We start from the raw sequence: 26,706 nt of genomic DNA, 5'->3' as shown, positions 1-26,706 counted from the left end.
ACGCCAGCGCTGTCTAGGGTGGCCGGCATGGTGTTTCCCAGCGGCGACCAGTTCGAGATCTCGGCGGCGGGCTACGCCGCCGTGGTCACCGAGAGCGGTGCCGCGCTGCGCGTGCTGCAGCACCACGGACGTCACCTGGTGCACGGGTTCGCGGAGGCCGAGATGTCGAGCGGCGGTCGCGGCCAGCTGCTGATGCCGTGGCCGAACCGGATCCGCGACGGTCGCTACTCCTTCGGGGGCCGCGACCTCCAGCTCGGGCTCACCGATCCCTCGAAGGGCAACGCCTCGCACGGGCTCGCGCGGTGGGCGGCGTGGACGCTCGAGGAGCACACCGACACGTCGGTCTCGCTCGTCTACCGCGTGATGGCGCAGACCGGCTACCCGTGGACCCTCGACCTGCACGTGCTCTACGACCTCTCGGCCGACGGGCTCGTCGTCACCCAGACCGCCACCAACCTCTCCCCCGAACCCGCGCCCTGCGCCAGCGGCGCGCACCCCTACCTCTCGGTCGGCTCGGGCATCGAGGACCTCGAGCTGCAGGTGCCCGCACGTACCCGGCTGCTGGTCGACGACCGCCAGCTCCCGGTCGGCACCGAACCGGCGTCGGGTGCGCACGACTACACCTCGGCACGCCGCCTCGGGGACGCCGTGCTCGACGACGCGTACGGCGACCTCGTGCACGACGACGGCCGCTGCACCGTGACCCTGACCGACCCGGCCTCCGGACGCGGCGTCGCGCTCTGGGTCGACGAGCACCACAGGTGGCTCCAGCTGTTCACACCACCTGCGGTGGACGGCGTACGTCCCGGGCTGGCGGTCGAGCCGATGACGGCGCCCGCCGACGCGTTCAACTCCGGCACCGACCTGGTCACCCTCGCGGCCGCGGGCAGCCCGGGTGACGAGCTGTCGGTGTCGTGGGGCATCCACGACCTGGCCCTAGCTGTCGGGTGAGCCCTCGCGGTCGATGAGCGCCCGCACCTGACGGACACCGTCGCGGGCGCGCCTGCCGTCGGAGCCCTGGAACGCCATCGCGGAGATCGTCGTGCCGTCGGCGAGGTCGAGGGTCGCCCACGGCGCGCCGTCGGGCAGGTGGATCGCGACGACCTCCTTCCAGTCGAGCTGGCGCGTGCGGAAGCCGTTGACGACGACGAGCGCCTCGATCTCGGCGGTCACCCGGGCGCGACCGAGCGCCCAGCCGACGGCCACGAACCCGGCACCCATCACCAGGAGGGTGATCCGCTGGAGGACGTTGAACCGGTCACGCACCGAGTCGTCGAAGCCGAACCACGCGGCGGCGCAGACGGCGAAGAGCATCAGGCCGAACCCGATCACCGCGATGCGCACACCGAACGGGCGCCAGGTGCGTGGGGGCGACGGCAGCGCCCGGGGCTCAGAGCCGGCAGGCATGGATGTCCGTGAGCAGGATGGCGCGGGCGCCGACGGACCAGAGGTCGTCCATCAGCCGCTGCGACCCGGCGCGCGGCACCATCACGCGGACCGCCACCCAGCCCTCGGTGCCCAGCGGCGAGATGGTCGGACCCTCGCGGCCCGGCGCGAGCTCGGTCGCGGCGGGGAGGTTCGCCTGCTCGATGTCGTAGTCCATCATCACGAAGCTGCGCGCGACCAGGACGCCCTCGACGCGGCGCCGGAAGATCTCGAAGTCCTCCGGCACCTCGCCGCCGCGGGTGATGAGCACCGCCTGTGAGTCGAGGATGACCTCGCCGAAGGTCTCGAGGCCGGCCGCGCGCAGGGTCGACCCGGTCTCGACGACGTCGGCGATGACGTCGGCCACCCCGAGCTGGATGCTGGTCTCGACCGCGCCGTCGAGGCGGGTGACGGTCGCGTCGATCCCGTTGCGGAAGAGGTGGTCCTCGACCACGCCGACGTACGACGTCGCGATCCGCAGACCCTTGATGTCGTCCAGCGACGAGTAGCGTCCGACGGGGCCGGCGAAGTGAAAGCGCGAGCGGCCGAAGCCGAGGTTCATCACCTCCTGCGCCTTGGCGCCGGAGTCGAGGAGCAGGTCGCGACCGGTGATCCCGGCGTCGAGCGTGCCCTCGCCGACATAGAGCGCGATGTCGCGCGGGCGGAGGTAGAAGAACTCGACGTCGTTCTCGTGGTCGACGAGCGCGAGCTCCTTGGAGTCGCTGCGCTGGCGGTAGCCCGACTCGCGCAGGATCTCGGTGGCGGCGAGGGACAGCGACCCCTTGTTGGGGACGGCGATGCGGAGGGTCATTCTGAACTCACTTCGCGTTCACTCTCACAGGTGTGCGTAGACGTCGTCGAGGGTCAGGCCGGAGGCGAGCATGAGCACCTGCGCGTGGTAGAGCAGCTGGCTGATCTCCAGCGCCGTTGCGTCCTTGCCCTCGTGCTCGGCGGCCATCCACGACTCGGCGGCCTCCTCCAGGAGCTTCTTGCCGATGGCATGGACGCCGGCATCGAGCTGCTGCACGGTGCCGGACCCCTCGGGGCGCTCCGCGGCCTTGGTGGACAGCTCTGCCCACAGGTCCTCGAACGTCTTCACGAGGGTCAAGCCTACGGCGCTGCGTGCGGGCACCGGTCGTCGGTCCCACGCGCGGACCACCCGGATGGGCGGTTGTGGTGTCGGCGGGCCGGGCTACTGTCGAGCCATGACTGATTCGAACATGCATTCGGACAACGCGACCACCACCGACGCCACCGGCGAGACCCTCGGCGGTCCCCAGGGTGACACCACCCGCAAGGACCCCGAGGAGTGGGTCACCGGCGACGAGCCCATGACCGGCGCGCAGCGCAGCTACCTCGACACCCTCGCCCGCGAGGCCGGCGAGGAGATCTCGGCCGACCTCACCAAGGCGGAGGCGTCCGAGCACATCGAGCGGCTCAGGGCAGGCAACGACCGCACGTCGTGACCCGATGACCTACCCGTCGCCGACGGCCGGCGTCGGTCAGACTGGCGGCATGGACGAGATCACGGGAGCGCCCGACTGGGCGCGACTCGACTGGCCGCGGGCCACCGAACGACTCACGGTGCGGCCTGCCACGTCGGAGGACGCCGACGCGATGTACGCCTACCGCTCGCTGGATCCGGTGGCCCGGTGGATGACCCGGCAGCCGACCGACCCTGAGCAGTGGCGCACCGACTCCGCCACGCGCAACCCGTACACCCTGATGATCCATCTCGACGGCGCCCCGGTCGGCGACCTGTTCCTCAAGGTCGAGGACGCGTGGGCGCAGGCCGAGGTCCGCGACCGGGGCGCGGGTGTGCACGCCGAGATCGGGTGGTGCCTGGCTCCCGCCCACGAGGGGCGGGGCTACGCCACCGAAGCCGTCCGCGAGCTCCTTGCCATCGCCTTCGACGGACTCGGCCTGCGTCGCGTCACCGCCATCTGCTTCGCGGACAACGAAGCCTCGTGGCGACTGATGGAGCGGGTCGGGATGCGACGCGAGGCACACCACGTGCGGGACAACCTCCACCGCGACGGCGGGTGGTACGACGGCTTCACCTACGCGCTCCTCGCCGAGGAGTGGCGGGCCCGCTAGCGCGGCTGGCGCAGAGGAGCGACGACGCGGGCCGTGTCCAGCGCTGCTGCCGTCGCCTCCCAGCCCTTGTCCTCCGCGGAGCCCTCGAGCCCCGCACGGTCGAGGGCCTGCTCCTCGGTGTCGCACGTCAGCACGCCGAAGCCGACCGGCATCGCGTGGGCGACGCTGACCTGGGTCAGACCGTCCGTCGCGGCCGAGCAGACGTAGTCGAAGTGCGGCGTACCTCCCCGGATGACGACGCCGAGCGCCACCACGGCGTCGTACCCGGCCTTGGCCAGGGCGGAGGCGACCACCGGCAGCTCGAAGGTGCCGGGGACGCGGATCACCTCCGGCTCGCTGATGCCGTACGCCGTCAGGGCGCGGGTCGCGCCGTCGACGAGGCCGTCCATCACCTGGGTGTGCCAGCTCGCGGCGACGACGGCGACCCTCAGGCCGCTGGCGTCGAAGGGCTGGGACGTAGGTGCACCAGCACCGCTCATGAGGACTCTCCTGTCAGGTCGGGCAGGTCGTGGCCCATCCGGTCGCGCTTGGTCAGCAGGTAGGTGAGGTTGTGGTCGTTGGGGTGCGGTGTCAGCGGCACCCGCTCGGCCACGTGGATCCCGAAGTCGGCCAGGCTCGTGGACTTGTCGGGGTTGTTGGTCATCAGGCGCACCGAGGAGACCCCGAGGTCGCGCAACACCTGCGTCGCCGTGCCGTAGTGGCGCGCGTCGGCCGGCAGGCCGAGGTCGAGGTTGGCGTCGACCGTGTCGCGGCCGCCGTCCTGCAGCTCGTAGGCCTGGAGCTTGGCGAGCAGGCCGATGCCGCGACCCTCGTGGCCGCGGAGGTAGACCACCACTCCCCTGCCCTCGGCCACGATGCGGGCCAGGGCCTCGTCGAGCTGTGGGCCGCAGTCGCAGCGCTCGCTGCCGAAGACGTCGCCGGTGAGGCACTCGCTGTGCACCCGGGTCAGCACCGGCTCGTCGCCGGAGATGTCGCCGTGCACCAGGGCGATGTGCTCGCTGCCGTCGATGGTGATGCGGTAGCCGAAGGCCGTGAACTCGCCGTGCCTGGTGGGCAGCCGCGTCTCGGCGACCCGCACGACGTGGCGTCCGTGCCGGCGGCGGTAGCGGACGAGGTCCTCGATCGAGATCATCGCCAGGCCGTGCTCGTCGGCGAACTCGCGCAGCTCCGGACCGCGCTTCATCGTGCCGTCGTCGTTGACGACCTCGACGAGCACGCCTGCGGGGGTCAGCCCGGCCAGGCGGGCGAGGTCGACTGCTGCCTCGGTGTGGCCGCGACGCACCAGCACGCCGCCCTCGCGGTAGCGCAGCGGGAACACGTGGCCGGGACGGGTCAGGTCCCACGGCTCGGTCGCCGAGTCGGCCAGCGTGCGCGCGGTGTGGGCGCGGTCGGCCGCGCTGATGCCGGTGCTCACGCCGTCGCGGGCGTCCACCGAGATCGTGTACGCCGTGCGCAGCTTGTCCTTGTTGTGCGGGGTCATCAGCGGGATCTCGAGGCGCTCGAGCATGTCGCCCGGCATCGGCACGCAGATCACGCCGCTGGAGTGGCGGATCGTGAAGGCCATCAGCTCCGGCGTCGCCCTGGCGGCGGCGAAGATGATGTCGCCCTCGTTCTCGCGGTCCTCGTCGTCGACGACCACGACGGCCTTGCCGGCGGCGATGTCCTCGATGGCCCGCTCGACGGAGTCCAGTCGCACTGTCCCGCTCATGCCGGGATCGACTCCTTCTCGTCGACGGTGCTCGTGTCGGTCACGGTGCGTGCGTCACGCAGCCACACCACGAAGCCGATGACGACGAACACGGCGTAGAAGAGGTACATCCCGGCCGTGGGGTAGTAGCCCGCCTGCACCAGCGTGGTCACGCCGACGACGTCGACGAGGATCCAGACCAGCCAGAACTCCACCCAGCCGCGCGCCATCCCGTAGGTCGCCAGCATCGAGCCGGCCAGGATCCACGCCTCGGTGGTGGGACCGTAGGAGCCGATCTGCAGGAGCAGCACGTACGCCGCCCCGTATCCGACGCCGCCGAGCGCGACCAGCTGCAGCCGCTCGGCGGTGGTGGCCCAGCGGGGAGCGAGGGCGCCGCCGTCCGAAGCTCCCCCGGCCTTGCGGATCTGGGACCAGCGCCACCAGCCGTAGATCGAGACCACGATGAAGAAGACCTGGCGACCGGCCTGGCCCCACAGCGGGTCGTCGATCTGGCCGGAGAGCTCACCGGTCGCGAAAACGGTGAAGAGGAGCACGTTGCCGACGAGGCCGACGGGCCACGCCCAGACGAAGCGCTTCATGCCGAGGATCGCGCTGGCGAGGCCGAAGAGGTTGCCGATCACCTCGCGGGCGCCGAGCTCGCCGCCGGGCACAGGGATGGTGCCGTGGACGAGCCATTCGAGCAGGTCGTTCATGAGGGGTCCTCGTTCCGGGGGTCGTGCGCGGGGGTGGATGCGGGGGTGGGGAGGTATCCGCCGAGGAGCTTCTCGACGTGCTTGGCGATGACGTCGGCCTCCAGGTTGACGAGGTCGCCGACGCGGCGGGAGCCGAGCGTCGTGCGAGCGAGGGTCTCGGGGATGAGGCTGACGGTGAAGCTGGTATCACGGGCCTCGACCACGGTGAGGCTGACGCCGTCGACGGTGATCGAGCCCTTGTCGACGAGGTAGCGCGCGAGGTGGGCGGGCAGGGAGATCTCGACGACGTCCCAGTGCTCGCTGGGTGAGCGGGAGACGATCTCGCCGACGCCGTCGACGTGGCCCTGGACGATGTGGCCGCCGAGCCGCTTGTCGACGGTGACGGCGCGCTCGAGGTTGACGCGGTCGCCCGGGGTGACGCCGCGCAGCGAGGTCTTGTCGAGCGTCTCCTGCATCAGGTCGGCGGTCCAGTGGCCGTCGCCGAGCTCGGAGACGGTGAGGCAGCAGCCGTTGACGGAGATCGAGTCCCCGAGGCCGGTGCCCTCGAGCACGGTGGTCGCCTCGACGGTCAGGCGGATGGCGTCGCCCTGGTCGGTGACCTCGGCGATGGTGCCGAGCTCCTCGACGATGCCGGTGAACATCAGCTGCTCCTCTGGGTCTGGGTGGGGGTCATGGTCAGTCGCACGTTGGTGTCCTCGCCGTCGTGGCCCTGGAGCACCGTCACGTCGGACACGTGGAGGTGGAGGGCGTCGGCGATGGTGGTGACCCCGAGGTCGGCGACCGCGCTGCTGCCGGCGCCGAGCAGCATCGGCGCGACGTAGGCGACGACCTCGTCGACGAGCCCGGCCTCGAGGAACGCACGGGCGATGGTCGGACCGCCCTCGAGGAAGACGTGCTGGCGGTCGCGGGCGAAGAGCGTCGCGAGCGCCTCGTGCGGGTCGCGGGTGCGCAGGTGCACCGTCTCCGCACGGTCGTTGAGGATCCGCCGGTCCGGCGCGAGGTCGCGCAGCCCCATCACGGCACGCAGCGGCTGGTGCGCGACCGGCTCGTCGACCTCGTCGCGGACGGTCAGCTCGGGGTCGTCGACCTCGACCGTGTGCGTGCCGACGAGCATCGTGTCGCACAGCCCGCGGAGCCGGTGGGTGTCGAGGCGCGCGGCGCGGCTGGAGACCCAGCGGCTGGTGCCGTCAGCGGCGGCGCTGCGACCGTCGAGTGTGGTGGCGAACTTCCAGGTGACGAACGGTCGCCCGTGCTCGAGCGCGAAGGTCCACGTGCGGTTGACCGCACGCGCCTCGTCGGCCATCAGGCCGGCCTCCACGTCGATCCCGACCTCGCGCAGCCGGGTGGCACCGCCCTCGGCGACCGGGTTGGTGTCGGTCTGGGCGAAGACGACACGACGTACGCCGGCGGCGATGAGGGCCTCCGAGCAGGGACCGGTCCGGCCGGTGTGGTTGCAGGGCTCGAGGGTGACCACGGCGGTCGTGCCGCGCGCGGCATCGCCGGCCGCGCGTAGGGCCTCGACCTCGGCGTGGGGGTGGCCGGCACCCCGGTGGAAGCCCTCGGCGACCGTGGCTCCGGCGTCGTCGAGGAGCACGCAGCCGACGCGCGGGTTCGGACCGAGCGGGACGCCCGGCGTGGCAGCGAGCACCAGGGCGCGCCGCATGGCGCTGCGCTCTGCCTCGCTGGTCGTCATCTCCGCCTCGGGTCCTCTGGTCGGGACTCCGGGGGGCGGGCGACGGTGGGCGCAGCCCCGACAGGGGCGTGCGCGGAGCCGTCAGCGTGCACTTCTCATCCGGACTGTGACCGTCGGTCCAGGATTTCCACCTGGTCAACCGGCCACTGGCTGTGGTCGGGTCGCGGACTGTGACCGCCGGTGCGGAGTTCCACCGCCCCCAGAGCACGCAAGCTCTTGTGGACGGAACTCTGCCACAGCGCGACGCATTCCCTCGCGGGTGTCCGGCCGTGACGTGGATCACCGGGTCCGGCCCGGGACTCAGATGTCGTCGAGGAACCGGTCGAAGACGCGCGCGCCGAACTCCAGCGCGTCGACCGGCACCCGCTCGTCGACACCGTGGAAGAGCGCGGTGAAGTCGAGGTCCGCGGGCAGGCGCAGCGGTGCGAAGCCGTAGGACCTCATGTCGAGCTTGCGGAAGTGCTTGGCGTCGGTGCCGCCGCTCATCAGGAAGGGCGCGACGAGGGCATCCGGGTCCTCGGCCATCAGGCTGCGCGTCATCGCGTCGACCAGGTCACCGTCGTACGGCGTCTCCCACGGCTGCTGGTGCGACTCGAACTCGATGTCGATGCCGTCGCCGGCGAGCTCGTGGAGGGTCGCGAAGAACTCGTCCTCGTAGCCGGGGAGGAAGCGTCCGTCGACGGTGGCGTGGGCGTCGGTGGGGATGACGTTGGTCTTGTAGCCGGCGCGCAGCGTGGTCGGGTTGGCGGTGTTGCGGATGACGGCGCCGAGCATCTTGGCGGCGTCGCCGAACTCCTCGACCAGGGCCTCGGCGTTCTCCGGGGTGGCCTCGGTGCCGGCGAGGTCGCCGATCGTCGCGAGCAGCACCTCCATCGCCGGCGTGAGGCGGACCGGCCACTGGTGGGCCCCGATGCGGTGGACGGCGCCGGCGAGCCGCGTCACCGCGTTGTCCTGGTTGATCATCGAGCCGTGGCCCGCGCGGCCACGGGCGGTGAGGCGCATCCACGCCATCCCCTTCTCCGCGGCCTCGATCAGGTACACGCGGCGGCCACGCACGGTGGCGGAGAAGCCACCGACCTCGCCGACGGCCTCCGTGCAGTCGGCGAGCAGGTCGGCGTGCTCCTCGACGAGGATCTCGGCACCGTCGTGACCACCGGCCTCCTCGTCGGCGGTGAAGCAGAGCACGACCTCGCGCTCGGGCGCCGCACCCGCGTTGGCCCGGGCCCGGACGACGCTGAGCAGCATCGCGTCGAAGTCCTTCATGTCGACGGCGCCGCGGCCCCAGACGTACCCGTCCTTGATCTCGCCGCTGAAGGGGTCGACCTGCCAGTCCGACGCCTCGGCGGGTACGACGTCGAGGTGCCCGTGCAGCAGCAGCGGAGCCCGGCCGTCACCGCCACCCCATCGGGCGACGACGTTGGCCCGGCCCGGGCTGCCCTCGATGACCCGGCTCTCGATCCCGACCTCGTCGAGCAGCGTCGCGACGTGCTCTGCGGCCTTGCGCTCGCCGGGGCCGTCATCGGTCCCGTAGTTGGACGTGTCGATGCGGATGAGCTCCTGGCAGAGCTGCACGACCTCCGCCGCGGGGTCGTAGGAGAGGTCCCGGGAAGGCTGTGCGGAGGCGGCATCCATGCCGTCCATCCTGCACCAGTTGTGCACGTCTTCCCCGATGCGATGTGCAGCGAATCCCTTTGCTACTGTTCTCCAGCACTCGTCCGGGTGGCGGAATTGGCAGACGCGCTAGCTTGAGGTGCTAGTGCCCGTATTAGGGCGTGGGGGTTCAAGTCCCCCCTCGGACACTGAGAAGGCTCCGGCTCCACGGAGCCTTTTCTTCATTTCGGCCCGGAGGGTCAACCTGGTCCGCCGATCCAGTTGAGCACCGCAAGCACGCGCTGGTTGCCGTCCGGGTCCGACTCGAGGCCGAGCTTGGCGAAGATCGAGCGCAGGTGTGCGTCGACCGTGCGGCGGCTGATCACGAGGTCGGCCGCGATGCCGGGGTTGCTGCGGCCGGACGCGACCGGCCCAGCACCTCGATCTCGCGATGGGTGAGGCACTTCAGCCGGCCCGATCCGCGCAACGCGTCGGGCAGCACTCCGGGATCGATGACGGTCGCGCCGCTGGCGACCTCCTCGATCTGGCGCAGGAACGTGTCGGGGTCGAGCACCCGGTCCTTGAGCAGGTAGCCGAAGCCGGCGGAGCGGCCGCGGGTGGCGCGTGCGACGACCAACGGGTCGACGGCCTGCGACAGGAGCATCACCGCCAGCTCCGGGTACCTCTCGCGCAGGAGCACGACCGCGCGGCTGCCCTCGTCGGCATAGGTCGGTGGCATCCGGATGTCGGCGACCACGAGGTCGGGGCGCAGGCGAGCCGTCTCGGAGACCAGGCTGCGGCCATCGCCCACCTCGGCCACCACGTCGTGCCCGGCGGATCGCAGCAGTCGCGCCAGACCGTCGCGCAGCAGCACCTGGTCCTCGGCGATCACCAGCCGCACGGGAGCACCGCCTCGACGAGCGTGCCGCTGTCCTCGCCGTTCGACACGACGAGCAGCCCGCCGTGGGCCTCCACGCGCTCGGCGAGCCCGCGGAGGCCGGAGCCGAGGCGCGCGTCCGCGCCCCCGTCGCCGTCGTCGCGCACCCGCACCACCACCGAGCCGTCGCGCATCCCGAGGCTGACGTCGATCCGGTCGCACGCCGCGTGCTTGATCGCATTGCCGACCGCCTCACCGACGACGTAGTAGGCACAGGCCTCGACCGTGGGCAGCGGGCGGCGGCCGGACGGGTCGGCAGCGAGCTCGAGAATGCCGATGCGGGCTCGCACGGGCTGGAGCAGGGCGCGCACGGCGGCCTCGAGCCCGTCGTCGACGAGGATCTGCGGCAGTCGGCCGTCCGCCATCGCCCGGACGTCCTGCACGGCGCTGCGGAGCCCGGTCACCGTCTCCTCGATGGCCAGCCGGGCCACCGGGTCCTCGGTGCCGGACTGGCTCAGCTGCAGGTTGAGGGCGAGCCCGATCAGGCGTCCTTGCAGCCCGTCGTGGAGGTCCTGCTGGAGGCGGCTGCGTTCGTCGTCAGCCGCGAGAGCGGCGCGTCCGGCCTGCCACGCCTCGCGGGCCTCCATCAGGGCCGGCTGGAAGACGGTGCTGCAGTCCCCCCACGCCCGGGCGTGCCTGCGCGCCACGGGGTCGTCGGTGAGGAGCACGACGACGCCGCGGCCCTCCTCACTGCCCAGCACCACCGGGTCCGACGGGCTCGCCACCCTGCCCGAGGAGCCGACCCACGTGTGGCGGTCGACGGCGTACGCCAGCTCGAGCGCACCGTCCTCCGCGAGCCTGCGCACCACGCTCTCGGCGACCTGCCGGTGCCGCCCATCCACCAGCTCGGCGGCCCGCTCGAGCTCGAGCCGGAGCTCGACCGCCGGGTCGACCACCATGGCTGCCCATCCGAGCAGGCGCGTGGCGCCCCAGCCCAGCAGGACCGTGAGGCCCACCGCGACGAGGACGGCGGCTTCGCGGGTCGGCAGCAGCGTGGCACTGGCCAGGGCCACACCTGAGGCGACGAGCACGACCACACCGACCACCATCGCCCGCAGCAGCAGCACGACCGCGGACCGGCGAAGCACGGACGAGCTCCCGTCGCCGAGCGCGGCGACCGCGAGCAGGGCGCACCCGGCCGTTGCCCCGGAGAAGCCGAGGAACAGCGCCTGCGTCGTGGGATCGTCCGCCAGGCCGAGGGCCGAGCCGAGGCCACCGAGCGTCACGCACCACACGATGACCAGCACCGGCACGAGCGCGGCGAGCCCGGCCACGATGCCGCGACGACGGGCCTGGCCGATGGTCCGGCGCACGGCCGTCCAGCACGCGATCGGCGGGAACGCGAACGAGACGAACCACAGGATGGTGCCCACCGCGGCCAACGGCAGACCACGATCGCCGAGCGCCAGCCCGAGACCCGTGACGAGCGCACCGACCGCCGCCACGGCGAGGATCGTGGTGGCCCAGCCGCGTCGCGACCTGCCCGTCACCCGCCCGCTGACCAGCACCGGCACCAGCTGCACCATCGTCAGCGGCACGACGTGACCGGCAGCGCCGAGCGTGGCGACGACGGGGCCGCCGACGTCGGCAGCCGCCAGCGTCAGGAGGGTCGGGTAGGCGAGCACGCTGCCACCGAGGACGAGCAGCGCGGCCGCCACGCCCCCCGAGGTGCCTGCACGCGCGGCCGCGACGAGAACGAGCAGCCCGGCCACGACCATCGTCCAGCGCACACCCGGGCCCACCCGGAACTCGGTCTCGAGCCACGGCAGGTGCTGCACCGCCGCGAGTGCCACGACACCCGCGGCCGCGGTGACTGCGTACGTCACCCGCCAGGGTGTCGCAGCGGTCGTGGCGGCGCTCATGCCGACCATGCTCCCGCCCGCGAGCCGCTCGGGGAATAGGCGAGAACGCCGATGTGTGGCGGCATCCGCGCTCCTAGCGTCGAGGCAACCCGCCGATCGACTCCGGAGGAATCCACCATGACCACAGAGACACTCGCCCCGGCACCGGTCGCCGCTCGCGACACGGTGCCCTTCGGCGCATCGGCTGCCATCGGGGGTGCCCTGGCGCTCGCTGCCTGCAACGCCCTCACCAACTGGGTGCTGAGCCAGCAGACGTACGAGACCACTGACGACATGCTCGAGATGATCGCTGCGAACCGCACCGTGATGCTGGTCGCCGACGGGCTCGGGTTCCTGGCCGCGCTCCTGCTCGTGCCCGGCATCTGGGCCGTCACCCAGGTGCTGCGCGAGCGCACCCCCGTCCTAGCCGGCATCGGCGGGTGGCTGGCCGCGTCCGGCTACGTCGGCTTCATGGTGCTGGTCATCGAGGGACAGGTCGCGCTGGCCGTCGTCGAGGCCGGCGGGGACCCCGGCACGTACGTCGACGCGATGGACAACCACGGCAGCCTGGTCCAGCTCGCGATCTACGTCGTCTTCGGGATCGGCGGGCTCCTCGGTCCCCTCGTCCTGGGCATCGCGATGCTGCGCCAGCGCGACCACTACCCGGCGTGGGCCGGCATCGCGCTCGTCCTGAGCCCGGTCGTGCGGATGGGCGGCCTCGCGCTCGGCATCCACGTCATGCCCGCGGTCGCCTCGCTGCTGATGGCGCTGGCATTCGCCGTCGTGATGCTGCGACGGCGCTGATCCGGGAGACGAAGGACCCCCGGTCGTCGACCAGGGGTCCTCCGCTTGGGGGTTTCGTGGATCAGTTCTCGAAGGCCCGGACGACGTCCTCGTCGATCGTCTTGACCGGTCCGGTGAACCACTTCTTCGCCGAGGTCGTCCACCACAGCGCGAGGAGGAGCAGGACGGCGAGCACCATGATCGGCGCGTAGTTGACCGCCGCCCAGTCGAACTCGTCACGCCACGGCGCACCGAACGGCGACGTGGGCATCATCAGCATGAAGCTGACGACGACGATCTCGATCACGGCGACGAGGTTCATCCACTTGTACTTGCTGCCGTTGTTCCAGCTGCCGACCTCGAACGAGTCGCCGGCCCGCCAGCGCAGGTAGATCGGGATCGCGAACGAGACGTAGAGGCCGATCACCGAGACCGAGGTGACCGCGTAGAACGCGGTCGGGATGCCGTTGACCGACTTCAGGGCGGGGAGCGTGATGATCGCGCCGAGGACGGCCGCGAAGATCACCGCGTTGGCCGGCGTGCGACTGGCGTTGACCTTCGACCAGTAGCGCGAGCCGGGGACGGCCCGGTCGCGGCTGAAGGCGAACATCATCCGCGACGTCGACGTCAGGCAGGCCGTCGCGCAGAACAGCTGGGCGCACGAGGAGACGAAGAGCAGCAGGCCACCCCACGTCGACCCGAGGGCCGTGTCGAAGATGTAGGCCACACCACCCGCCGGGATGCTCGCGTAGTCCGGCACACCGTCGACCTGCGGGATCGCGAAGGTCACCGCGAGCAGCAGGATGTAGCCACCGACGGCCGAGTAGAAGATCGACTGCCAGATGGCCCTGGCTGCCGTCTTCGCGGCGCCCTGGGTCTCCTCGGAGAGGTGCACCGAGGCGTCGAACCCGGTGATCGTGTACTGCGTGAGGATGAAGCCGAACGGGATGATCGCGAAGAAGTAGACGAGGCTGCTCGTCGACCCGTCGGCCCACCCGGAGCCGTTGAACTTGTCGGTGAAGACCTGGGAGACGCTGAGGTGCTGGTCCGGGACGATGATCAGCACGCCCACCAGGAACGCGGCGCCGGCGACGTGCCACCACACCGAGATGTTGTTGATCACGGCGAGCAGGTGGCTCGAGAAGATGTTCACGACAGTGATGAAGGTCAGGATCACCAGGAAGAACACGAACACGACGTTGAGCGAGAACTCGTCCTGCCAGCCCCACGCCAGGAACGTCAGGTGGAAGAAGGTCGCGCACCCGTAGGCCACCGACGCCGTGACTGCGATGAGGCCGATGAGGTTGAGCCAGCCGGTGAAGAACCCGGCCGCGGGACCGCCGAGCTTGGACGCCCAGTAGTAGATGCCGCCCGAGGTCGGCATCGCCGAAACCAGCTCGGACATCGTGAAGCCGATGATCAGGATGAAGATCGAGATGATCGGCCACGACCACGAGATCGAGACTGGGCCGCCGTTCGCGATGCCTGCCCCGTAGGTGGTCAGGCAGCCGGCGAGGATCGAGATGATGGAGAACGAGATCGCGAAGTTCGAGAAGCCGGACCAGGAGCGGGAGAGCTCCTGCTTGTAGCCGAGCCTGGCGAGGTGCTCCTCGTCCTCGGTCAGGCTGCGCTGGGCAGGTGTCTCGGAAGCGGACTCAGCAGACATGTGCACACCTCTCGGGCGTCAAGTGGGTCGTCGGCAACCTAGACCCGCGCTTGCCCGCTTGTGAATACCCCGGACCAGAACTCCGAGAAATTGGTATGAACTCCGACCATTGACGTGTGCAGGTCGTCACGCCGAGACTGGCGCGCATGACTGCCCAGCCGCACGAGCACCTCACCGCTGCGGTGCTCCGGCCCGTGCGTGGCCATCATGCGTTCGAGGGGTGCGTCGAGCAGCTCGCGACCGCGATCCGGCTGGGGGTCTACCCCGTCGGGACCCTGCTGCCGCCCGAGCGCGAGCTGGCCGAGCGGCTGGCGGTCAGCCGGGCCACGCTGCGCGAGGCGATCGCCGCGCTGCGCCAGGCCGGGCTGGTCGAGACCCGCCGCGGTCGCGGCGGCGGGTCGACCGTGACGTCCCAGGCGCGGGGCCGCCTCCCCGGCGGTCTCACCAAGATCTCGTCCGCGACGAAGTCGGAGTGGCTCGACGCGCTCGAGTTCCGGCGCGTGGTCGAACCGGGAGCCGCCCACATGGCGGCCAGCCACGACCTCACCGGTCCAGACCGCGAGCGCCTCACCGCGTCGGAAGCGGCCGTCCACGACGCCACCGGGAAGCGTGCCCACCGGCAGGCCGACTCCCGGCTGCACCTCACCATCGCCTCGCTGAGCGGGTCGGCGCTGCTCCAGCAGGCGGTGACATCGGTCCAGTCGACCCTCGACTCGATGCTCGGTGCCATCCCCTCGCTCGAGCCCAACATCGGCCACTCGCACCGCCAGCACCGACAGATCTGCCGAGCCATCGTCGACGGTCACGCCGACCGCGCCCGCAAGGTGATGGAGGACCACTGCGACGACACCGCCGCACTCCTCCGAGGCTTGCTGGGATGAGGCTGGGATGAGGCTGGGATGAAGTCCACACACCGCACCGCCGACAGGGAGATCTCGTGACCACACGCAATGACCGGCACCTGACCATGGAGGGGCTGCGCCAACGCATCGAGACGGGCGACGTCGACACCGTCGTGCTCGCCTTCACCGACATGCAGGGGCGCCTCCAGGGCAAGCGGCTCCACGGGCGCTACTTCCTCGACCACGTGGTCGGCCACGGCACCGAGGGCTGCAACTACCTCCTCGCCGTCGACGTCGACATGAACACCGTCGACGGCTACGCCATGACGTCGTGGGAGCAGGGCTACGGCGACATGGAGTTCGTGATGGACGAGCGCACCATCCGGCTGCTGCCGTGGCTGCCCGCGACCGCGATGGTCCAGTGCGACCTCGAGTGGGCCGACCACCGCCCCGTGACCGCCAGCCCGCGCGCAATCCTCAAGGCCCAGCTCGAGCGGCTCGAGGAGCGCGGGATGGTCGCCCTCGCCGGCACCGAGCTCGAGCTGGTGATCTACGACGACACCTACGAGGAGGCGGCGCTGAAGGGCTACACGGGCCTCACGCCTGCCAACCAGTACAACATCGACTACTCGATCCTCGGCACGACCCGCGTCGAGCCACTGCTGCGCGACATCCGCAACCACATGTACGCCGCGGGGCTCGACGTCGAGGGCGCCAAGGGCGAGTGCAACTTCGGCCAGCACGAGATCGGCTTCCTCTTCAGCGACGCCCTCACCACCGCCGACAACCACGCCGTCTACAAGAACGCCGCCAAGGAGATCGCCGCCCAGCACGGCAAGTCGGTCACCTTCATGGCCAAGCCCAACCAGCGCGAGGGCAACTCGTGCCACATCCACATGTCGTTCCGAGGCGCGGACGGCGAGCTGGTCTTCTGGGACGAGGACAAGGACGCGCGTACGCCGCTCTACGACAGGTTCATCGCCGGCGTGCTGGCGACCGCGGCGGACTTCACGCTGTTCTTCGCGCCCAACATCAACTCCTACAAGCGGTTCGCCGACGGCTCCTTCGCCCCGACCACGCTCGGCTGGGGCCTGGACAACCGCACCTGCGCGATGCGCCTGGTCGGCCGCGGCGCCGGCGCCCGGATGGAGAACCGGATCCCCGGCGCCGACGCCAACCCCTACCTCGCGCTGGCCGCGATGATCGCCGGTGGCCTGCACGGCATCGACGAGGAGCTCGAGCTCGAACCCGAGCTCACGGGCAACGCGTACGCCTCCGACAAGCCGCGGGTCCCGAGCACGATGGGAGCGGCGCGCGAGAGGTTCCACACGTCCGCGCTGGTGCGCGCCGCCCTGGGTGACGATGTCGTCGAGCACTACGCCAACATGGCCGACGTCGAGCTGGCGGCGTACAACTCGACGGTCACCGACTGGGAGCTGCGACGCGGCTTCGAGAGGCTCTGAGGAAGGGCAAGCATGAGCATCCTGATCAACCCGACCACCGGCGAGGAGCTCGACCACTCCCCCGCCTCAGCGACGCTGGAGGAGGCCGACGCCGCCATCGCGCGGGCCCACGACGCGTTCCCTGCGTGGCGTGACGTGGCCCCCGGCGAGCGCGCCCGCCTGCTGCGGGCGTTCGCGGCGATCGTGGACGACCACCTCGAGGAGCTCGCGCAGCTGGAGGTGCTCAACGCCGGCCACACGATCGGCAACGCCCGCTGGGAGGCCGGCAACGTCCGCGACTGCCTGAACTACTACTCGGCGGCACCCGAGCGGCTCTTCGGACGGCAGATCCCGGTGGCCGGCGGCACCGACGTGACGTTCCACGAGCCGCTCGGCGTGGTGGGGATCATCGTCCCCTGGAACTTCCCGATGCCGATCGCCGCGTGGGGCTTTGCCCCGGCGCTCGCGGCCGGCAACACCGTCGTCCTCAAGCCCGCCGAGCTCACTCCCCTCACGGCGATCCGGATCGGCGAGCTCGCGGTCGAGGCCGGGCTGCCCGAGGGCGTCCTCACGATCATCCCCGGCAAGGGGTCCGTCGTCGGCGAGCGCTTCGTCACCCACCCACTGGTCCGCAAGGTCTGCTTCACCGGCTCCACCGGCGTGGGCAAGCGGATCATGGCCGGCTGCGCCGACCAGGTGAAGCGGGTGACCCTCGAGCTCGGCGGCAAGAGCGCCAACATCGTCTTCGCCGACACCGACGTCGCCGCGGCGGCCGCCAGCGCGCCCGGCGCCGTCTTCGACAACGCCGGCCAGGACTGCTGCGCGCGGTCGCGGATCCTCGTGCAGCGATCGGCGTACGACGAGTTCGTGGGGCGGCTCGAGACCGCGGTCCGGTCGTTCAGGGTCATCGACCCCGCCGACGAGCAGAGCCAGATGGGCCCGATGGTGTCGTCGGGACAGCGCGACGCGGTGCAGGCCTACCTCGACGACGCGAGCATCGCCTTCACCGGCAGCGCCCCCGACGGCCCGGGCTGGTGGTTGCCGCCGACCGTCGTCGAGTCGCGCGACACCAGCGAGGCGGTGTGGCGCGAGGAGGTCTTCGGCCCCGTCGTGGCCGTGATGGCCTTCGACGACGAGGACGAGGCCGTGGCGCTCGCCAACGACTCCGACTACGGCCTGTCCGGCTCGATCTTCACCTCCGACGTGGGCCGTGCGCTGCGGGTCGCGCGCCGCGTCGAGGCCGGCAACCTGTCGGTCAACAGCCACTCCTCGGTGCGCTACTGGACGCCCTTCGGCGGCTACAAGCAGTCCGGCCTCGGCCGCGAGCTCGGCCCCGACGCGCCGAACGCGTTCACCGAGGAGAAGAACGTCTTCATCGCCCACTGATCACTGAGCACGAGAGTCGAGGAACAGACCCATGGCAGGACGCATCGAGGGCCGGACGGCCGTCGTCACCGGTGGTTGCAGCGGCATCGGCCTCGCAACCGTACGCCGCTTCGTCGAGGAGGGCGCGCGGGTCGTGATCGGCGACATCGACGACGCCGGTGGCGAGGCGCTGGTCGCCGAGCTCGGCGGCCCCGAGGTGGCGACGTACGTCCACGTCGACGTCACCTCCAAGGACGAGGTCGACGCGCTCTTCAGGACCGCGAAGGACACCTACGGCTCGGTCGACATCGCCTTCAACAACGCCGGCATCTCGCCGCCGGAGGACGACTCGATCCTCGACACCGACCTCGACGCGTGGCGCAAGGTGCAGGAGGTCAACCTCACCAGCGTCTACCTGTGCTGCAAGGCGGCCCTGCCCTACATGCTCGAGCAGAAGCGCGGCTCGATCATCAACACCGCGTCGTTCGTCGCCGTGATGGGCGCCGCGACGTCGCAGATCTCCTACTCCGCCTCCAAGGGCGGCGTGCTGTCGATGTCGCGCGAGCTCGGCGTGCAGTTCGCCCGCGAGGGCGTGCGGGTCAACGCGCTGTGCCCCGGCCCGGTCAACACCCCGCTGCTGAAGGAGCTGTTCGCAAGCGACGCCGAACGGGCCGCACGTCGGCTCGTGCACGTCCCGATGGGTCGTTTCGCCGAGCCCGAGGAGATGGCCAACGCCGTGCTGTTCCTGGCCTCGGACGAGTCCAGCTTCATGACGGCCAACACGTTCCTCGTCGACGGCGGCATCTCGGGCGCCTACGTGACGCCCCTCTGAGCACGCGATGACGGACGCACCCGTCGTCGGCCTGACGACGTACCGCCAGGAGGCTGCGTGGGGTGTCTGGAACACCCGCGCCGACCTCTTGCCCACGGAGTACGCCGTCGCGGTGGAGACCGCGGGCGGCGTACCGCTGCTCCTGCCACCGGTCGCGGCGCCGGGCGCCGCCGCGCGGATCGTCTCGCGGATCGACGCACTGGTGATCTCCGGAGGCGCGGACGTCGACCCGGCGCGCTACGGCGCCGAGCCGCACGAGCGGACCGCGGGCTGGCGGCCTGACCGCGACGCCTGGGAGCTCGCGCTCCTCACGGCTGCCGACGAGGCAGGACTCCCGGTGCTGGGCATCTGCCGCGGCATGCAGCTGATGGCGGTGCACGCCGGCGGGACGCTCGACCAGCACACGCCCGACCTGGTCGGCCACGACGAGCACTCCCCCGGGGGTGACGCCTATGGCGACGTGGAGGTCGAGACCGCGACCGGCTCCCGGCTGGCGACGCTCGTCGGCGCTCGGGTCGAGGTGGGCTGCCACCACCACCAGTCCGTGGCCACCCACCCCGGGTTCACGGCGGTGGCCCGCGCCACCGACGGGACGGTGGAGGCGATGGAGGCCGCCGGCGACCGCTTCCGGCTGGCCGTGCAGTGGCACCCGGAGACGCGCGTCGAGATCGGCCTGATGGCGGGGCTCGTCGCAGCGGCCCGGGAGCACGCCGCCCGTTAGCCCTGTCGCTGCCGGTTGCGGCGCAGCGTCGTCGGCAGGGTCAGCACGATCGCGAGGAAGATCCCGAGGAACATCCCGATGGCATTCGCCGCGACGTCGCGCGGGTCCGACACCCGGCCCGGGATCTCCTTCTGGACGGCCTCGATCATCGACGTGAGCACGATCCCGCCGGCCAGCGCCACCCACCACAGCCGCGTCCCGACGAGGAGCAGCACGAACATCCCGAGCGGCACGAAGAGGCCGATGTTGGCGAGGAACTCGATCCGCTCGATCGAGAGCCGGCTGGTCAGCGGGTCGAGCTCGGGGTAACGCTGGAGGCGCGCGAGGACGCGGGTGGCGAGGTTGTAGTAGTCCGGCGTGTCCGACCCGGGTGTCAGGGTGACGAGGCCGACGAAGCCCGCGTAGAGCAGGGTCAGCAGGCCCAGGAACGGATGTCGGTGCAGCACCCCACCCATCATCCGGGTCGGACCAACGACTCAGTGGTACGCCACTCCCGTCAGCCGCTCGGAGACGTCCCACAGCCGCGTCGCGTCGTCGGCTGCACGCCGCGGGCAAGACGCCGGTGACCTGACCCGTCAGTCGACGACGACCCGGAGCGTGGCGAGCGTCGGGTCGGCGGCGTAGGCGATCCGGACACCGGCGTCACGCGCATGCTCGAGCGCCCGCAGGGTGCCGGCGGTGATTCGCTCGCCGGGCGCGAGGACCGGGATGCCGGGCGGGTAGGGCGCGACGAGCTCGGCGCTGGTGCGGCCGACCGCGTGCTCGATCGGCACGCTCTCCGCGCGGGCGAAGAACGCCTGTCGCGGGGGCACCACGGCCTGCGGCTCGACGCCGTACGCCGCGGGGCCGACGACGGCGCGCGCCGGGCCGCGGTGCCGCTCGACCGCACCGACGATCGCCTCGGTGAGCGCGCCGAGCGTCTCGCCGGTGTCGGCGAGCGAGACGACCGCCACGAGGACGTCGCGGTCCGCCGACTCGACGGGCAGCCCCCGCGCGAGCAGGTCCTGCTCGACCGCGTTGCCGTCGACCCCGGCGGCGGACAGCACGACGGTGAGCTTGAGCGGGTCGACGCCCGGGCCGTCGAGCACGGTGAGGCCGTCCACTGCGTGCAGCCGCTCGCGGGCCCCGCGCGTCGCTGCGATCGCCGAGCCCAGCAGGTCGGCGCCGTCACGCTCGAGCAGGGCACGAGCGGCGTCCGTGCTGGCGAGGATCGCGCCGGCCGGGCTCGTGGTCGCGGTCGCCTCGACGCCGGCCTCGAGCCGGGCGGGGTCGACCCGCTCGGTGCGGGCCAGCACGATCGCGGCCTGGCTCCAGGCCGGCAGGGTCTTGTGCGCGCTGGTCACCATCACGTCCGCGCCGAGCTGGAGCGCGTGCTGCGGCAGGTCGGGGTGGAAGCCGAAGTGCGCGGCCCACGCGGCGTCGACGACCAAGGGTACGTCGTGCTCGTGGGCGGCCTCGGCGAGACCAGCCACGTCGCCGACGGTGCCGACGTAGGACGGATCGCCCACGAAGACGGCCCGGGCGTGCGGGTGGGCGTCGAGCGCACGTCGTACGACGTCCGGGGCGACGCCGAGCGGCAGCCCGGTCGCGGGGTCGACCTCGGGCCGCACCCACACCGGCGTGAGGCCGGCAAGCACCAGGCCGAGCAGCATCGAGCGGTGGAGCGTACGGCTCACGACGACCGTGTCGCCGTCGTCGGCGACCGCGAGCGCGACGGCCTGGTTGGCGTGGGTGGCGCCACCGGTCGAGAACCGGCAGACGTCCGCGCCCCACAGCCGCGCGGCCCGCGACTCCGCCTCGGCGAGCAGGCCCGCACTCAGCTTCATCGTGTCGAGACCGGCGTAGAGCGGGACGTCACCGGCGATCACGTCGCCGACGAGGTCGTGCCGCTGCTTGTGGCCCGGGATGGTGAACGGGGTCGGTGCCGCCTCCTGGAACCGCAGCCACGCGTCGAGCAGCGGCGCGTCAGCGCGCAGCCCGCGCGGGTCGGTCGGCATGGCCGCAGCCTAGGACCCGCCCTCGCGGGCCGGCGTGCCGATCAGTCGGACTCCCAGTAGGGACCCTTGCGGTAGTTGTCGCGCTCGATCGTGGTGACGGGGCGGCGCTCGGTGACCCAGCGACCATCGTCGCCCTTCACCCGGAAGGTGGAGTACGTCGTGGTGTAGGCGTCACGCGAGTTGCGCTCGTTGTCCCACTGGTAGTTGAAGTTCCGGATGTACTTCTTGGCGACGCGGGCGCCACGAACGGTCAGCCAGAGCTCGTCGTTGGCCGTGCTGAGGCTTGCCCAGTTCGACGACCCGGTGAGCACCATCTCGGTGCCGGGGACCCCGTTGTACTGGCCCTGGATGACGAAGTACTTCTGGTGGCTGTAGTAGTCGAGGATCAGGTCGTCCTCGCCGTCCTTGTTGAGGTCGAAGTCGTCCTCGGTGTTGTAGTCCAGGCCGGTCGAGCGGAGCGGGATCCGACCGCGGGCGGTGGGCGCGCCGAGGATCTGCTTCGTGCGGTAGCCGATGAGCCCGTAGCTGACCCGGAAGTCGCACCCCTCGGCGAACTTGTTGCGGATCGCGGCAGCGAGGTAGTCGCCGCGACGGCCGCGCATGGTGTGCATCGACAGCGCGAGCCTGGTGCGGGCAGGGTTGCCCGCGGCGTCCGTCGTCACGCACTGGATGCGGTTGAGCATGTCGAGCACGAGGTCGTTCTTCGGGCCGGACAGCTTGGGCAGCGCCCACACGGTGGACTTGTCGATCGAGTCGTCGCACGTGGCGCCGGTCGGCGTCCCGCAGAAGAACCGGGGCGGGCGACGCTTGTCCCAGTCCTTCTTCATGTTGTTGAAGAGGGACACGAACTGGCGGAACAGCTCGTGGTCGCCCGAGGTGAAGTAGAGGTCGTTCCACTGGTGCAGCGCGGCGTTCAGCATCATGTTGGCGGAGCCGATCGCCATCACGTCCTTGGACCGGCCGGACTGGCTGAACGAGTAGAACTTCGTGTGCATGTTGTTGTACTCGTTCTGCGTGCTCCGGCAGCTGGCCACGCACTTGTAGATGAAGCTGTTCTTGTTGCGGTTCGTGCCGATCTCCGCCCGGATCGCCTGCATGGCCCGGGTGTCCTGGTGGTCGTTGAGCAGCATCTGCACCTTGACGCCACGCTTGTGCGCGGCGATCAGCGCGTTGGCCACCGGCATCCGGTCGAAGGAGTAGACCGCGATCCGGATGACCCCCTTGCGCGGGGTGTGGCGGATGGTCTTGATGACCTCCCGCTCGATGGTGAAGTAGCCCTTCTTGCGGCGCGGGTCGTTGAAGAAGGGCCCGTTGGGAGCCTTCCACCTGCGCTTGAGCGCAGCCTTCCTGCCGTCCGTGCCGGCCGCCGCGGGCGCGACGGTGCCGGGCAGCTGGCTCGTGGCGACCTGGGCCGTGAGCGACGCCGAGGCGGGCACCCCGGCCAGCACCGAGACGCCGAGCACCAGGGACAGAGCCACCACCAAGGGCGAGAACCTAGACACGAGCACACACCTTCCCGGAACGTGCGCCGGCCGCACCCCGTAGTACTAGAGGACGACATGAAGGGCACGCAGGTCAAAACCTCGACCTCGCCCGGCGCGTCGTCGGTGGCCTGCGCGAGGGTGTTCCCATGGCACGCGTCCACCTCTCCCGGCTGCCGGGTGACCGCGTGCAGGTGGTCGAGGGCGAGCACTACGACGTGCTCGACATCACCGCGCTGCCGTCGTACGTCTCGGGGCGGGAGGCGGTCGACCCACCGCGCTGGGTGTGGGACGACACGGCCCGGTGGTACGCCCCGCTGCTCGCCGCCGGCGTCCGGGTCGAGCGGTGCCACGACCTGCGGCTGTGCCACCGCGTGCTGCGGCGCGCCCCGGCCGCCGCGGCGTCCCTGCTCGACGGCGAGCAGTCGGACCTGTGGGACCGGCTGCGCCCGGCCGAGCCGACCGACCCGGCGCTCTTCAGTGCCGACGACGCCACCGAGCACCTGCGCGCAGACCTCGAGGACGCGCGTCAGCTCGCGTCGGTGGCGGCCTCGCCCGAGTCCGCGCGGCTCGGTCTCCTGCTCGCGGCCGAGTCCGCGAGCGCCCTCGTCGCCGCTGAGATGACCCACGCCGGCGTGCCGTGGCGGGTCGACGTCCACGACCGGCTGCTCACCGACCTGCTCGGGCCGCGGCCGCCGCGCGGTGCCCGGCCGCGACTGCTGGAGGAGCTGGCCGCCGAGGTCCGTCGGATCCTCGGCGCGCCCGACCTCAACCCCGACTCACACCCGCACCTGATGTCCGCGCTACGGCGCGCCGGCATCGAGGTCGCCGACACCCGTCGCTCGACCCTGCAGCGGATCGAGCACCCCGTCGTCGAGCCGCTCGTGCGCTACAAGCAGCTCGGCCACCTCTTCTCGACCAACGGCTGGGCCTGGATCGACCAGTGGGTCGGCGACGGCCGGTTCCGCCCGGTCTACCAGCCGGCCGGCTCGGCCACCGGTCGCTGGTCGTCCAACGGCGGAGGAGCGCTCTCCTTCCCCGCGCAGGTGCGCTCGGCCGCAGTCGCCGACGACGACTGGGTGCTCGTCGTCGCCGACGTCGCCCAGCTCGAGCCGCGGGTGCTCGCCGGGATGAGCGGCGACCGCGCGCTGGCCCGGGCCGCTCGTGGCGCCGACCTCTACCAGGGCATGGTCGACGACGGGGCGGTCGCCACCCGGCAGGACGCCAAGCTCGGCCTCCTCGGTGCGATGTACGGCGCCACCAGCGGCGAGAGCGGCCGGATGGTCGCCGGGCTCACCCGGCGCTACCCCGCTGCGTTCGGGCTGGTCGAGGAGGCGGCCCGAGCCGGAGAGCGCGGCCAGGTCGTGCGGACCCTGCTGGGCCGGGGGTGTCCGGCCCTGGGCGGCACCTCATGGGACGAGTCGCCCGACGCCCCGCCGGCCGACCTCGACGACCAGGACCGCCGCCGCCGTGCCTACGGCCGCTTCACCCGCAACTTCGTCGTCCAGGGCACCGCGGCCGAGTGGGCGGCCTGCTGGCTGGCCGACCTGCGCAACCGCCTCTGGCGGATGGGGGGCGACGGTGCGGCTGGGCCCCGGATCGACGTCCGGCCCCACCTCGTGCTCTTCCTGCACGACGAGGTGGTGGTGCACGCGCCCGCCTCCCTGGCCGACCAAGTGGTCGCAGAGATCACCGCGGCGGCCTCCGCCGCCGGGTGGCTGCTGTTCCGCGAGCTGCCCGTGGACTTCCCGCTCAACGTCTCGGTGGTCCGGTCCTACGCCGATGCGGGCAAGCCGGGCGGAACGGCACCGGTCGACGTGTGAGCCTTCTCTCTGCCTGAGCGTGGCCACATACCGCCGGTTTGCCTGACCTCGTGATTCTTGGTCTCGTCGCCGGATGGCCACTCGCATCGCAGCGCCCCCGACCATGCCACCCACCGACCCGTCCGACGACACGCATCCCGCGCTCGACGCCTCGATCGAGCCCCTGGAGCCCCGCGGCTCGGGCCTCGACAAGGCCGTCTTCGGCGTCACCGCCCTGATCGCGGTCGGCTTCCTCGTCTGGGGCCTGGTCAGCACCGCGTCCCTCAGCAGTGCCTCCGAGCGGGGGTTGGCCTGGACCATCACCAACACCGGCTGGCTGTTCGTGCTGACCGCGTCGGCCTTCGTGGTGTTCGTGATCTGGCTGGCGGTGGGCCGCTTCGGCAACATCCCGCTGGGCCGCGACGACGAGCAGCCGGAGTTCCGGACCGTCTCGTGGATCGCGATGATGTTCAGCGCCGGGATGGGCATCGGCCTGATGTTCTACGGCGTCAGCGAGCCCGTGAGCCACTTCGCCACACCCCCGCCCGGGACCGGTGCGACCGGGAGCGCGGAGACGGCGATGGCCACCACGCTCTTCCACTGGACCCTGCACCCGTGGGCGATCTACGCCGTCGTCGGCCTCGCGATCGCCTACGGCACCTACCGCAAGGGCCGCGTCCAGCTCATCAGCGCCGCCTTCGAGCCGCTCCTCGGCACGCGTGCCCACGGACCGGCCGGCAAGGTGATCGACATGCTCGCGATCTTCGCGACGCTCTTCGGCTCCGCTGCCTCGCTCGGGCTCGGCGCGCTGCAGATCAGGAGCGGCCTCGAGATCGTCGGCGGCATCGGCGTGACCGGCAACCGCCTCCTCGTCGGCATCATCGCCGTCCTCACGGCGGCGTTCGTGCTCTCCGCCGTGTCCGGCGTCGCGAAGGGCATCCAGTGGCTGTCCAACATCAACATGGTGCTGGCGCTCGCGCTGGCCCTCTTCGTCTTCGTCGTCGGCCCGACCGTCTTCATGCTCAACCTGCTGCCGACCGCCCTCGGCAGCTACGTCGGCCAGCTCCCCGAGATGGCGGCGCGCACCGGCGCCGAAGGGTCCGACGTCAGCGAGTGGCTCGCCGGCTGGACCGTCTTCTACTGGGCCTGGTGGCTCTCGTGGACGCCGTTCGTCGGCATGTTCATCGCGCGCATCTCGCGCGGTCGCACGATCCGCCAGTTCGTCACCGGCGTGCTGCTCGTCCCGAGCCTGGTGAGCCTGGTCTGGTTCGCGATCTTCGGTGGCGCCGCGATCAGGCTCCAGCAGGACGGGGTCGACATCGCCGGCGCGGGCGGCATCGAGACGCAGCTCTTCACGGTGCTCGACCAGTTCCCCCTGGCCACCGTGTCCAGCATCCTGGTGATGGTGCTCGTCGCGATCTTCTTCGTGTCCGGCGCCGACGCCGCCTCGATCGTGATGGGTTCGCTCTCCGAGCACGGCACGCTCGAGCCGCGGAAGCCGACCGTCGTGTTCTGGGGCGTCGCCACCGGCCTCGTCGCGATGGTGATGCTGCTCGCCGGCGGGTCGGACGCGCTGAGCGGCCTCCAGACGATCACGATCATCGCCGCGCTCCCCTTCGTGCTCGTGATGGTCGCCCTGGCCGTGGCGCTGGTGAAGGACCTGTCCGCCGACCCCCTCGTCGTACGCCGCCAGTACGCCATCGACGCGGTCGAGGCGGCGGTCGTCACCGGCGTGACCGAGCACGGGGACGACTTCGTCCTGGCGGTCGAGAAGGACCCCAGCGCCTAGGCT

General features: G+C 71.3%; 27 protein-coding genes, 1 tRNA gene and 1 riboswitch. Of the genes, 12 read left to right on the top strand and 16 right to left on the bottom strand.

What is annotated here, in order from left to right; translation table 11 throughout:
* Positions 1 to 27 precede the first annotated feature (27 nt).
* A complete protein-coding gene (locus EUA06_RS03945) occupies positions 28 to 951 on the top strand; it encodes an aldose 1-epimerase family protein (RefSeq protein ID WP_129473666.1) in 924 nt (307 codons plus the stop codon).
* On the opposite strand, the gene EUA06_RS03940 is transcribed toward EUA06_RS03945, so the two are convergent.
* The 3 genes from EUA06_RS03940 to EUA06_RS03930 are packed head-to-tail and all read right to left on the bottom strand — an operon-like array spanning position 937 to position 2,524.
* Entirely contained in the window at positions 937 to 1,407 is a 471-nt protein-coding gene (locus EUA06_RS03940; protein WP_129473665.1) for a PH domain-containing protein, read from the bottom strand. The genes EUA06_RS03945 and EUA06_RS03940 overlap by 15 nt on opposite strands.
* Positions 1,391 to 2,236 (bottom strand): ATP phosphoribosyltransferase, encoded by an 846-nt coding sequence (hisG, locus tag EUA06_RS03935; RefSeq protein ID WP_129473664.1) that lies wholly within the window; start codon positions 2,234 to 2,236, stop codon positions 1,391 to 1,393. Before hisG ends, EUA06_RS03940 begins: the two co-directional genes overlap by 17 nt.
* A gap of 24 nt (positions 2,237 to 2,260) precedes the next feature.
* Complete coding sequence (locus tag EUA06_RS03930) at positions 2,261 to 2,524, bottom strand: phosphoribosyl-ATP diphosphatase (RefSeq protein WP_129424718.1); 264 nt, start codon at positions 2,522 to 2,524, stop codon at positions 2,261 to 2,263.
* Positions 2,525 to 2,630: 106 nt separating this feature from the next.
* Here EUA06_RS03930 and EUA06_RS03925 point away from each other — a divergent pair, with 106 nt between their 5' ends.
* On the top strand, positions 2,631 to 2,891 hold the full coding sequence (locus EUA06_RS03925; protein WP_129473663.1) for a DUF3072 domain-containing protein: 261 nt from the start codon (positions 2,631 to 2,633) through the stop codon (positions 2,889 to 2,891).
* 49 nt (positions 2,892 to 2,940) lie between these two features.
* Positions 2,941 to 3,522 carry a GNAT family N-acetyltransferase gene (locus EUA06_RS03920; RefSeq protein ID WP_129473662.1) on the top strand — a complete coding sequence of 194 codons (582 nt, stop codon included), beginning with the start codon at positions 2,941 to 2,943 and terminating at the stop codon, positions 3,520 to 3,522.
* Here the strand turns inward: EUA06_RS03920 and ribH are convergent.
* The 6 genes from ribH to EUA06_RS03890 form a co-directional block, all read right to left on the bottom strand.
* Positions 3,519 to 4,001 (bottom strand): 6,7-dimethyl-8-ribityllumazine synthase, encoded by a 483-nt coding sequence (gene ribH, locus EUA06_RS03915; protein ID WP_129473661.1) that lies wholly within the window; start codon positions 3,999 to 4,001, stop codon positions 3,519 to 3,521. The two genes, EUA06_RS03920 and ribH, sit on opposite strands and share 4 nt — an antisense overlap.
* Positions 3,998 to 5,230, bottom strand: a complete 1,233-nt coding sequence (locus EUA06_RS03910; protein ID WP_129473660.1) for a bifunctional 3,4-dihydroxy-2-butanone-4-phosphate synthase/GTP cyclohydrolase II — start codon at positions 5,228 to 5,230, stop codon at positions 3,998 to 4,000. Before EUA06_RS03910 ends, ribH begins: the two co-directional genes overlap by 4 nt.
* A complete protein-coding gene (pnuC, locus tag EUA06_RS03905; protein WP_129473659.1) occupies positions 5,227 to 5,922 on the bottom strand; it encodes a nicotinamide riboside transporter PnuC in 696 nt (231 codons plus the stop codon). The genes EUA06_RS03910 and pnuC overlap by 4 nt, the downstream gene beginning before the upstream one ends.
* Positions 5,919 to 6,563, bottom strand: coding sequence for a riboflavin synthase (locus EUA06_RS03900; RefSeq protein ID WP_129473658.1), 645 nt, complete (start codon positions 6,561 to 6,563; stop codon positions 5,919 to 5,921). Before EUA06_RS03900 ends, pnuC begins: the two co-directional genes overlap by 4 nt.
* Complete coding sequence (gene ribD, locus EUA06_RS03895; RefSeq protein WP_242497945.1) at positions 6,563 to 7,615, bottom strand: bifunctional diaminohydroxyphosphoribosylaminopyrimidine deaminase/5-amino-6-(5-phosphoribosylamino)uracil reductase RibD; 1,053 nt, start codon at positions 7,613 to 7,615, stop codon at positions 6,563 to 6,565. Before ribD ends, EUA06_RS03900 begins: the two co-directional genes overlap by 1 nt.
* Positions 7,616 to 7,697: 82 nt before the next feature.
* Positions 7,698 to 7,827: riboswitch (FMN riboswitch) on the bottom strand.
* Between the two features lie 88 nt (positions 7,828 to 7,915).
* Positions 7,916 to 9,247: a M20/M25/M40 family metallo-hydrolase gene (locus tag EUA06_RS03890; protein WP_207208181.1), complete on the bottom strand. Its 1,332-nt coding sequence runs from the start codon at positions 9,245 to 9,247 to the stop codon at positions 7,916 to 7,918.
* Positions 9,248 to 9,328: 81 nt separating this feature from the next.
* Here EUA06_RS03890 and EUA06_RS03885 point away from each other — a divergent pair.
* Positions 9,329 to 9,414: transfer RNA gene (locus tag EUA06_RS03885), tRNA-Leu, on the top strand.
* Positions 9,415 to 9,465: 51 nt separating this feature from the next.
* Here EUA06_RS03885 and EUA06_RS22885 read toward each other — a convergent pair.
* The 3 genes from EUA06_RS22885 to EUA06_RS03875 are packed head-to-tail and all read right to left on the bottom strand — an operon-like array spanning position 9,466 to position 12,004.
* The gene (locus EUA06_RS22885; RefSeq protein ID WP_242497944.1) at positions 9,466 to 9,591 is read right to left on the bottom strand and encodes a helix-turn-helix domain-containing protein; all 126 of its coding nucleotides are present in this window, start codon (positions 9,589 to 9,591) and stop codon (positions 9,466 to 9,468) included.
* Entirely contained in the window at positions 9,588 to 10,106 is a 519-nt protein-coding gene (locus EUA06_RS03880; RefSeq protein ID WP_242497943.1) for a response regulator, read from the bottom strand. Before EUA06_RS03880 ends, EUA06_RS22885 begins: the two co-directional genes overlap by 4 nt.
* On the bottom strand, positions 10,094 to 12,004 hold the full coding sequence (locus EUA06_RS03875; protein ID WP_165354240.1) for an ATP-binding protein: 1,911 nt from the start codon (positions 12,002 to 12,004) through the stop codon (positions 10,094 to 10,096). The genes EUA06_RS03880 and EUA06_RS03875 overlap by 13 nt, the downstream gene beginning before the upstream one ends.
* A gap of 117 nt (positions 12,005 to 12,121) precedes the next feature.
* Here EUA06_RS03875 and EUA06_RS03870 point away from each other — a divergent pair, with 117 nt between their 5' ends.
* Positions 12,122 to 12,787 carry a hypothetical protein gene (locus EUA06_RS03870; protein ID WP_129473655.1) on the top strand — a complete coding sequence of 222 codons (666 nt, stop codon included), beginning with the start codon at positions 12,122 to 12,124 and terminating at the stop codon, positions 12,785 to 12,787.
* Positions 12,788 to 12,848: 61 nt separating this feature from the next.
* On the opposite strand, the gene EUA06_RS03865 is transcribed toward EUA06_RS03870, so the two are convergent.
* Positions 12,849 to 14,432 carry an amino acid permease gene (locus EUA06_RS03865; protein ID WP_129473654.1) on the bottom strand — a complete coding sequence of 528 codons (1,584 nt, stop codon included), beginning with the start codon at positions 14,430 to 14,432 and terminating at the stop codon, positions 12,849 to 12,851.
* 146 nt (positions 14,433 to 14,578) lie between these two features.
* Here EUA06_RS03865 and EUA06_RS03860 point away from each other — a divergent pair, with 146 nt between their 5' ends.
* The 5 genes from EUA06_RS03860 to EUA06_RS03840 are packed head-to-tail and all read left to right on the top strand — an operon-like array spanning position 14,579 to position 19,634.
* On the top strand, positions 14,579 to 15,313 hold the full coding sequence (locus EUA06_RS03860; RefSeq protein ID WP_129473653.1) for a FadR/GntR family transcriptional regulator: 735 nt from the start codon (positions 14,579 to 14,581) through the stop codon (positions 15,311 to 15,313).
* A gap of 56 nt (positions 15,314 to 15,369) precedes the next feature.
* The gene (locus tag EUA06_RS03855) at positions 15,370 to 16,737 is read left to right on the top strand and encodes a glutamine synthetase family protein (protein WP_277985648.1); all 1,368 of its coding nucleotides are present in this window, start codon (positions 15,370 to 15,372) and stop codon (positions 16,735 to 16,737) included.
* 12 nt (positions 16,738 to 16,749) lie between these two features.
* Positions 16,750 to 18,102 (top strand): aldehyde dehydrogenase family protein, encoded by a 1,353-nt coding sequence (locus EUA06_RS03850; protein ID WP_129473652.1) that lies wholly within the window; start codon positions 16,750 to 16,752, stop codon positions 18,100 to 18,102.
* Positions 18,103 to 18,133: 31 nt separating this feature from the next.
* Positions 18,134 to 18,913, top strand: coding sequence for a 3-oxoacyl-ACP reductase (locus EUA06_RS03845; RefSeq protein ID WP_129473651.1), 780 nt, complete (start codon positions 18,134 to 18,136; stop codon positions 18,911 to 18,913).
* A gap of 7 nt (positions 18,914 to 18,920) precedes the next feature.
* Positions 18,921 to 19,634, top strand: coding sequence for a gamma-glutamyl-gamma-aminobutyrate hydrolase family protein (locus EUA06_RS03840; RefSeq protein WP_129473650.1), 714 nt, complete (start codon positions 18,921 to 18,923; stop codon positions 19,632 to 19,634).
* On the opposite strand, the gene EUA06_RS03835 is transcribed toward EUA06_RS03840, so the two are convergent.
* The 3 genes from EUA06_RS03835 to EUA06_RS03825 form a co-directional block, all read right to left on the bottom strand.
* Positions 19,631 to 20,080 carry a VanZ family protein gene (locus EUA06_RS03835; RefSeq protein ID WP_165354239.1) on the bottom strand — a complete coding sequence of 150 codons (450 nt, stop codon included), beginning with the start codon at positions 20,078 to 20,080 and terminating at the stop codon, positions 19,631 to 19,633. The two genes, EUA06_RS03840 and EUA06_RS03835, sit on opposite strands and share 4 nt — an antisense overlap.
* 129 nt (positions 20,081 to 20,209) lie before the next feature.
* Entirely contained in the window at positions 20,210 to 21,631 is a 1,422-nt protein-coding gene (locus EUA06_RS03830; protein WP_129473648.1) for an aminotransferase class I/II-fold pyridoxal phosphate-dependent enzyme, read from the bottom strand.
* Between the two features lie 41 nt (positions 21,632 to 21,672).
* On the bottom strand, positions 21,673 to 23,112 hold the full coding sequence (locus EUA06_RS03825; protein WP_129473647.1) for a phospholipase D-like domain-containing protein: 1,440 nt from the start codon (positions 23,110 to 23,112) through the stop codon (positions 21,673 to 21,675).
* A gap of 149 nt (positions 23,113 to 23,261) precedes the next feature.
* On the opposite strand from EUA06_RS03825, the gene EUA06_RS03820 reads away from it, so the two are divergent.
* Together EUA06_RS03820 and EUA06_RS03815 are read left to right on the top strand one after the other, a co-directional pair.
* Positions 23,262 to 24,935: a bifunctional 3'-5' exonuclease/DNA polymerase gene (locus tag EUA06_RS03820; protein ID WP_129473646.1), complete on the top strand. Its 1,674-nt coding sequence runs from the start codon at positions 23,262 to 23,264 to the stop codon at positions 24,933 to 24,935.
* Positions 24,936 to 25,008: 73 nt separating this feature from the next.
* Complete coding sequence (locus tag EUA06_RS03815) at positions 25,009 to 26,703, top strand: BCCT family transporter (RefSeq protein ID WP_129473645.1); 1,695 nt, start codon at positions 25,009 to 25,011, stop codon at positions 26,701 to 26,703.
* The last annotated feature ends 3 nt before the right edge of the window (positions 26,704 to 26,706 follow it).

Source organism: Nocardioides glacieisoli, assembly GCF_004137245.1.
Taxonomy (GTDB): domain Bacteria; phylum Actinomycetota; class Actinomycetes; order Propionibacteriales; family Nocardioidaceae; genus Nocardioides; species Nocardioides glacieisoli.
This window is presented reverse-complemented; position numbering and strand designations above follow the sequence as displayed.

Bases quoted from the DNA above. Each gene is read 5' to 3' on its own strand.
- EUA06_RS03945 (WP_129473666.1), top strand. From the start codon at position 28: ATGGTGTTTCCCAGCGGCGACCAGTTCGAGATCTCGGCGGCGGGCTAC.
- EUA06_RS03940 (WP_129473665.1), bottom strand. From the start codon at position 1,407: ATGCCTGCCGGCTCTGAGCCCCGGGCGCTGCCGTCGCCCCCACGCACC.
- hisG (WP_129473664.1), bottom strand. From the start codon at position 2,236: ATGACCCTCCGCATCGCCGTCCCCAACAAGGGGTCGCTGTCCCTCGCC.
- EUA06_RS03925 (WP_129473663.1), top strand. From the start codon at position 2,631: ATGACTGATTCGAACATGCATTCGGACAACGCGACCACCACCGACGCC.
- EUA06_RS03920 (WP_129473662.1), top strand. From the start codon at position 2,941: ATGGACGAGATCACGGGAGCGCCCGACTGGGCGCGACTCGACTGGCCG.
- ribH (WP_129473661.1), bottom strand. From the start codon at position 4,001: ATGAGCGGTGCTGGTGCACCTACGTCCCAGCCCTTCGACGCCAGCGGC.
- EUA06_RS03910 (WP_129473660.1), bottom strand. From the start codon at position 5,230: ATGAGCGGGACAGTGCGACTGGACTCCGTCGAGCGGGCCATCGAGGAC.
- pnuC (WP_129473659.1), bottom strand. From the start codon at position 5,922: ATGAACGACCTGCTCGAATGGCTCGTCCACGGCACCATCCCTGTGCCC.
- EUA06_RS03900 (WP_129473658.1), bottom strand. From the start codon at position 6,563: ATGTTCACCGGCATCGTCGAGGAGCTCGGCACCATCGCCGAGGTCACC.
- ribD (WP_242497945.1), bottom strand. From the start codon at position 7,615: ATGACGACCAGCGAGGCAGAGCGCAGCGCCATGCGGCGCGCCCTGGTG.
- EUA06_RS03890 (WP_207208181.1), bottom strand. From the start codon at position 9,247: ATGGATGCCGCCTCCGCACAGCCTTCCCGGGACCTCTCCTACGACCCC.
- EUA06_RS03875 (WP_165354240.1), bottom strand. From the start codon at position 12,004: ATGAGCGCCGCCACGACCGCTGCGACACCCTGGCGGGTGACGTACGCA.
- EUA06_RS03870 (WP_129473655.1), top strand. From the start codon at position 12,122: ATGACCACAGAGACACTCGCCCCGGCACCGGTCGCCGCTCGCGACACG.
- EUA06_RS03865 (WP_129473654.1), bottom strand. From the start codon at position 14,432: ATGTCTGCTGAGTCCGCTTCCGAGACACCTGCCCAGCGCAGCCTGACC.
- EUA06_RS03860 (WP_129473653.1), top strand. From the start codon at position 14,579: ATGACTGCCCAGCCGCACGAGCACCTCACCGCTGCGGTGCTCCGGCCC.
- EUA06_RS03850 (WP_129473652.1), top strand. From the start codon at position 16,750: ATGAGCATCCTGATCAACCCGACCACCGGCGAGGAGCTCGACCACTCC.
- EUA06_RS03845 (WP_129473651.1), top strand. From the start codon at position 18,134: ATGGCAGGACGCATCGAGGGCCGGACGGCCGTCGTCACCGGTGGTTGC.
- EUA06_RS03840 (WP_129473650.1), top strand. From the start codon at position 18,921: ATGACGGACGCACCCGTCGTCGGCCTGACGACGTACCGCCAGGAGGCT.
- EUA06_RS03830 (WP_129473648.1), bottom strand. From the start codon at position 21,631: ATGCCGACCGACCCGCGCGGGCTGCGCGCTGACGCGCCGCTGCTCGAC.
- EUA06_RS03820 (WP_129473646.1), top strand. From the start codon at position 23,262: ATGGCACGCGTCCACCTCTCCCGGCTGCCGGGTGACCGCGTGCAGGTG.
- EUA06_RS03815 (WP_129473645.1), top strand. From the start codon at position 25,009: ATGGCCACTCGCATCGCAGCGCCCCCGACCATGCCACCCACCGACCCG.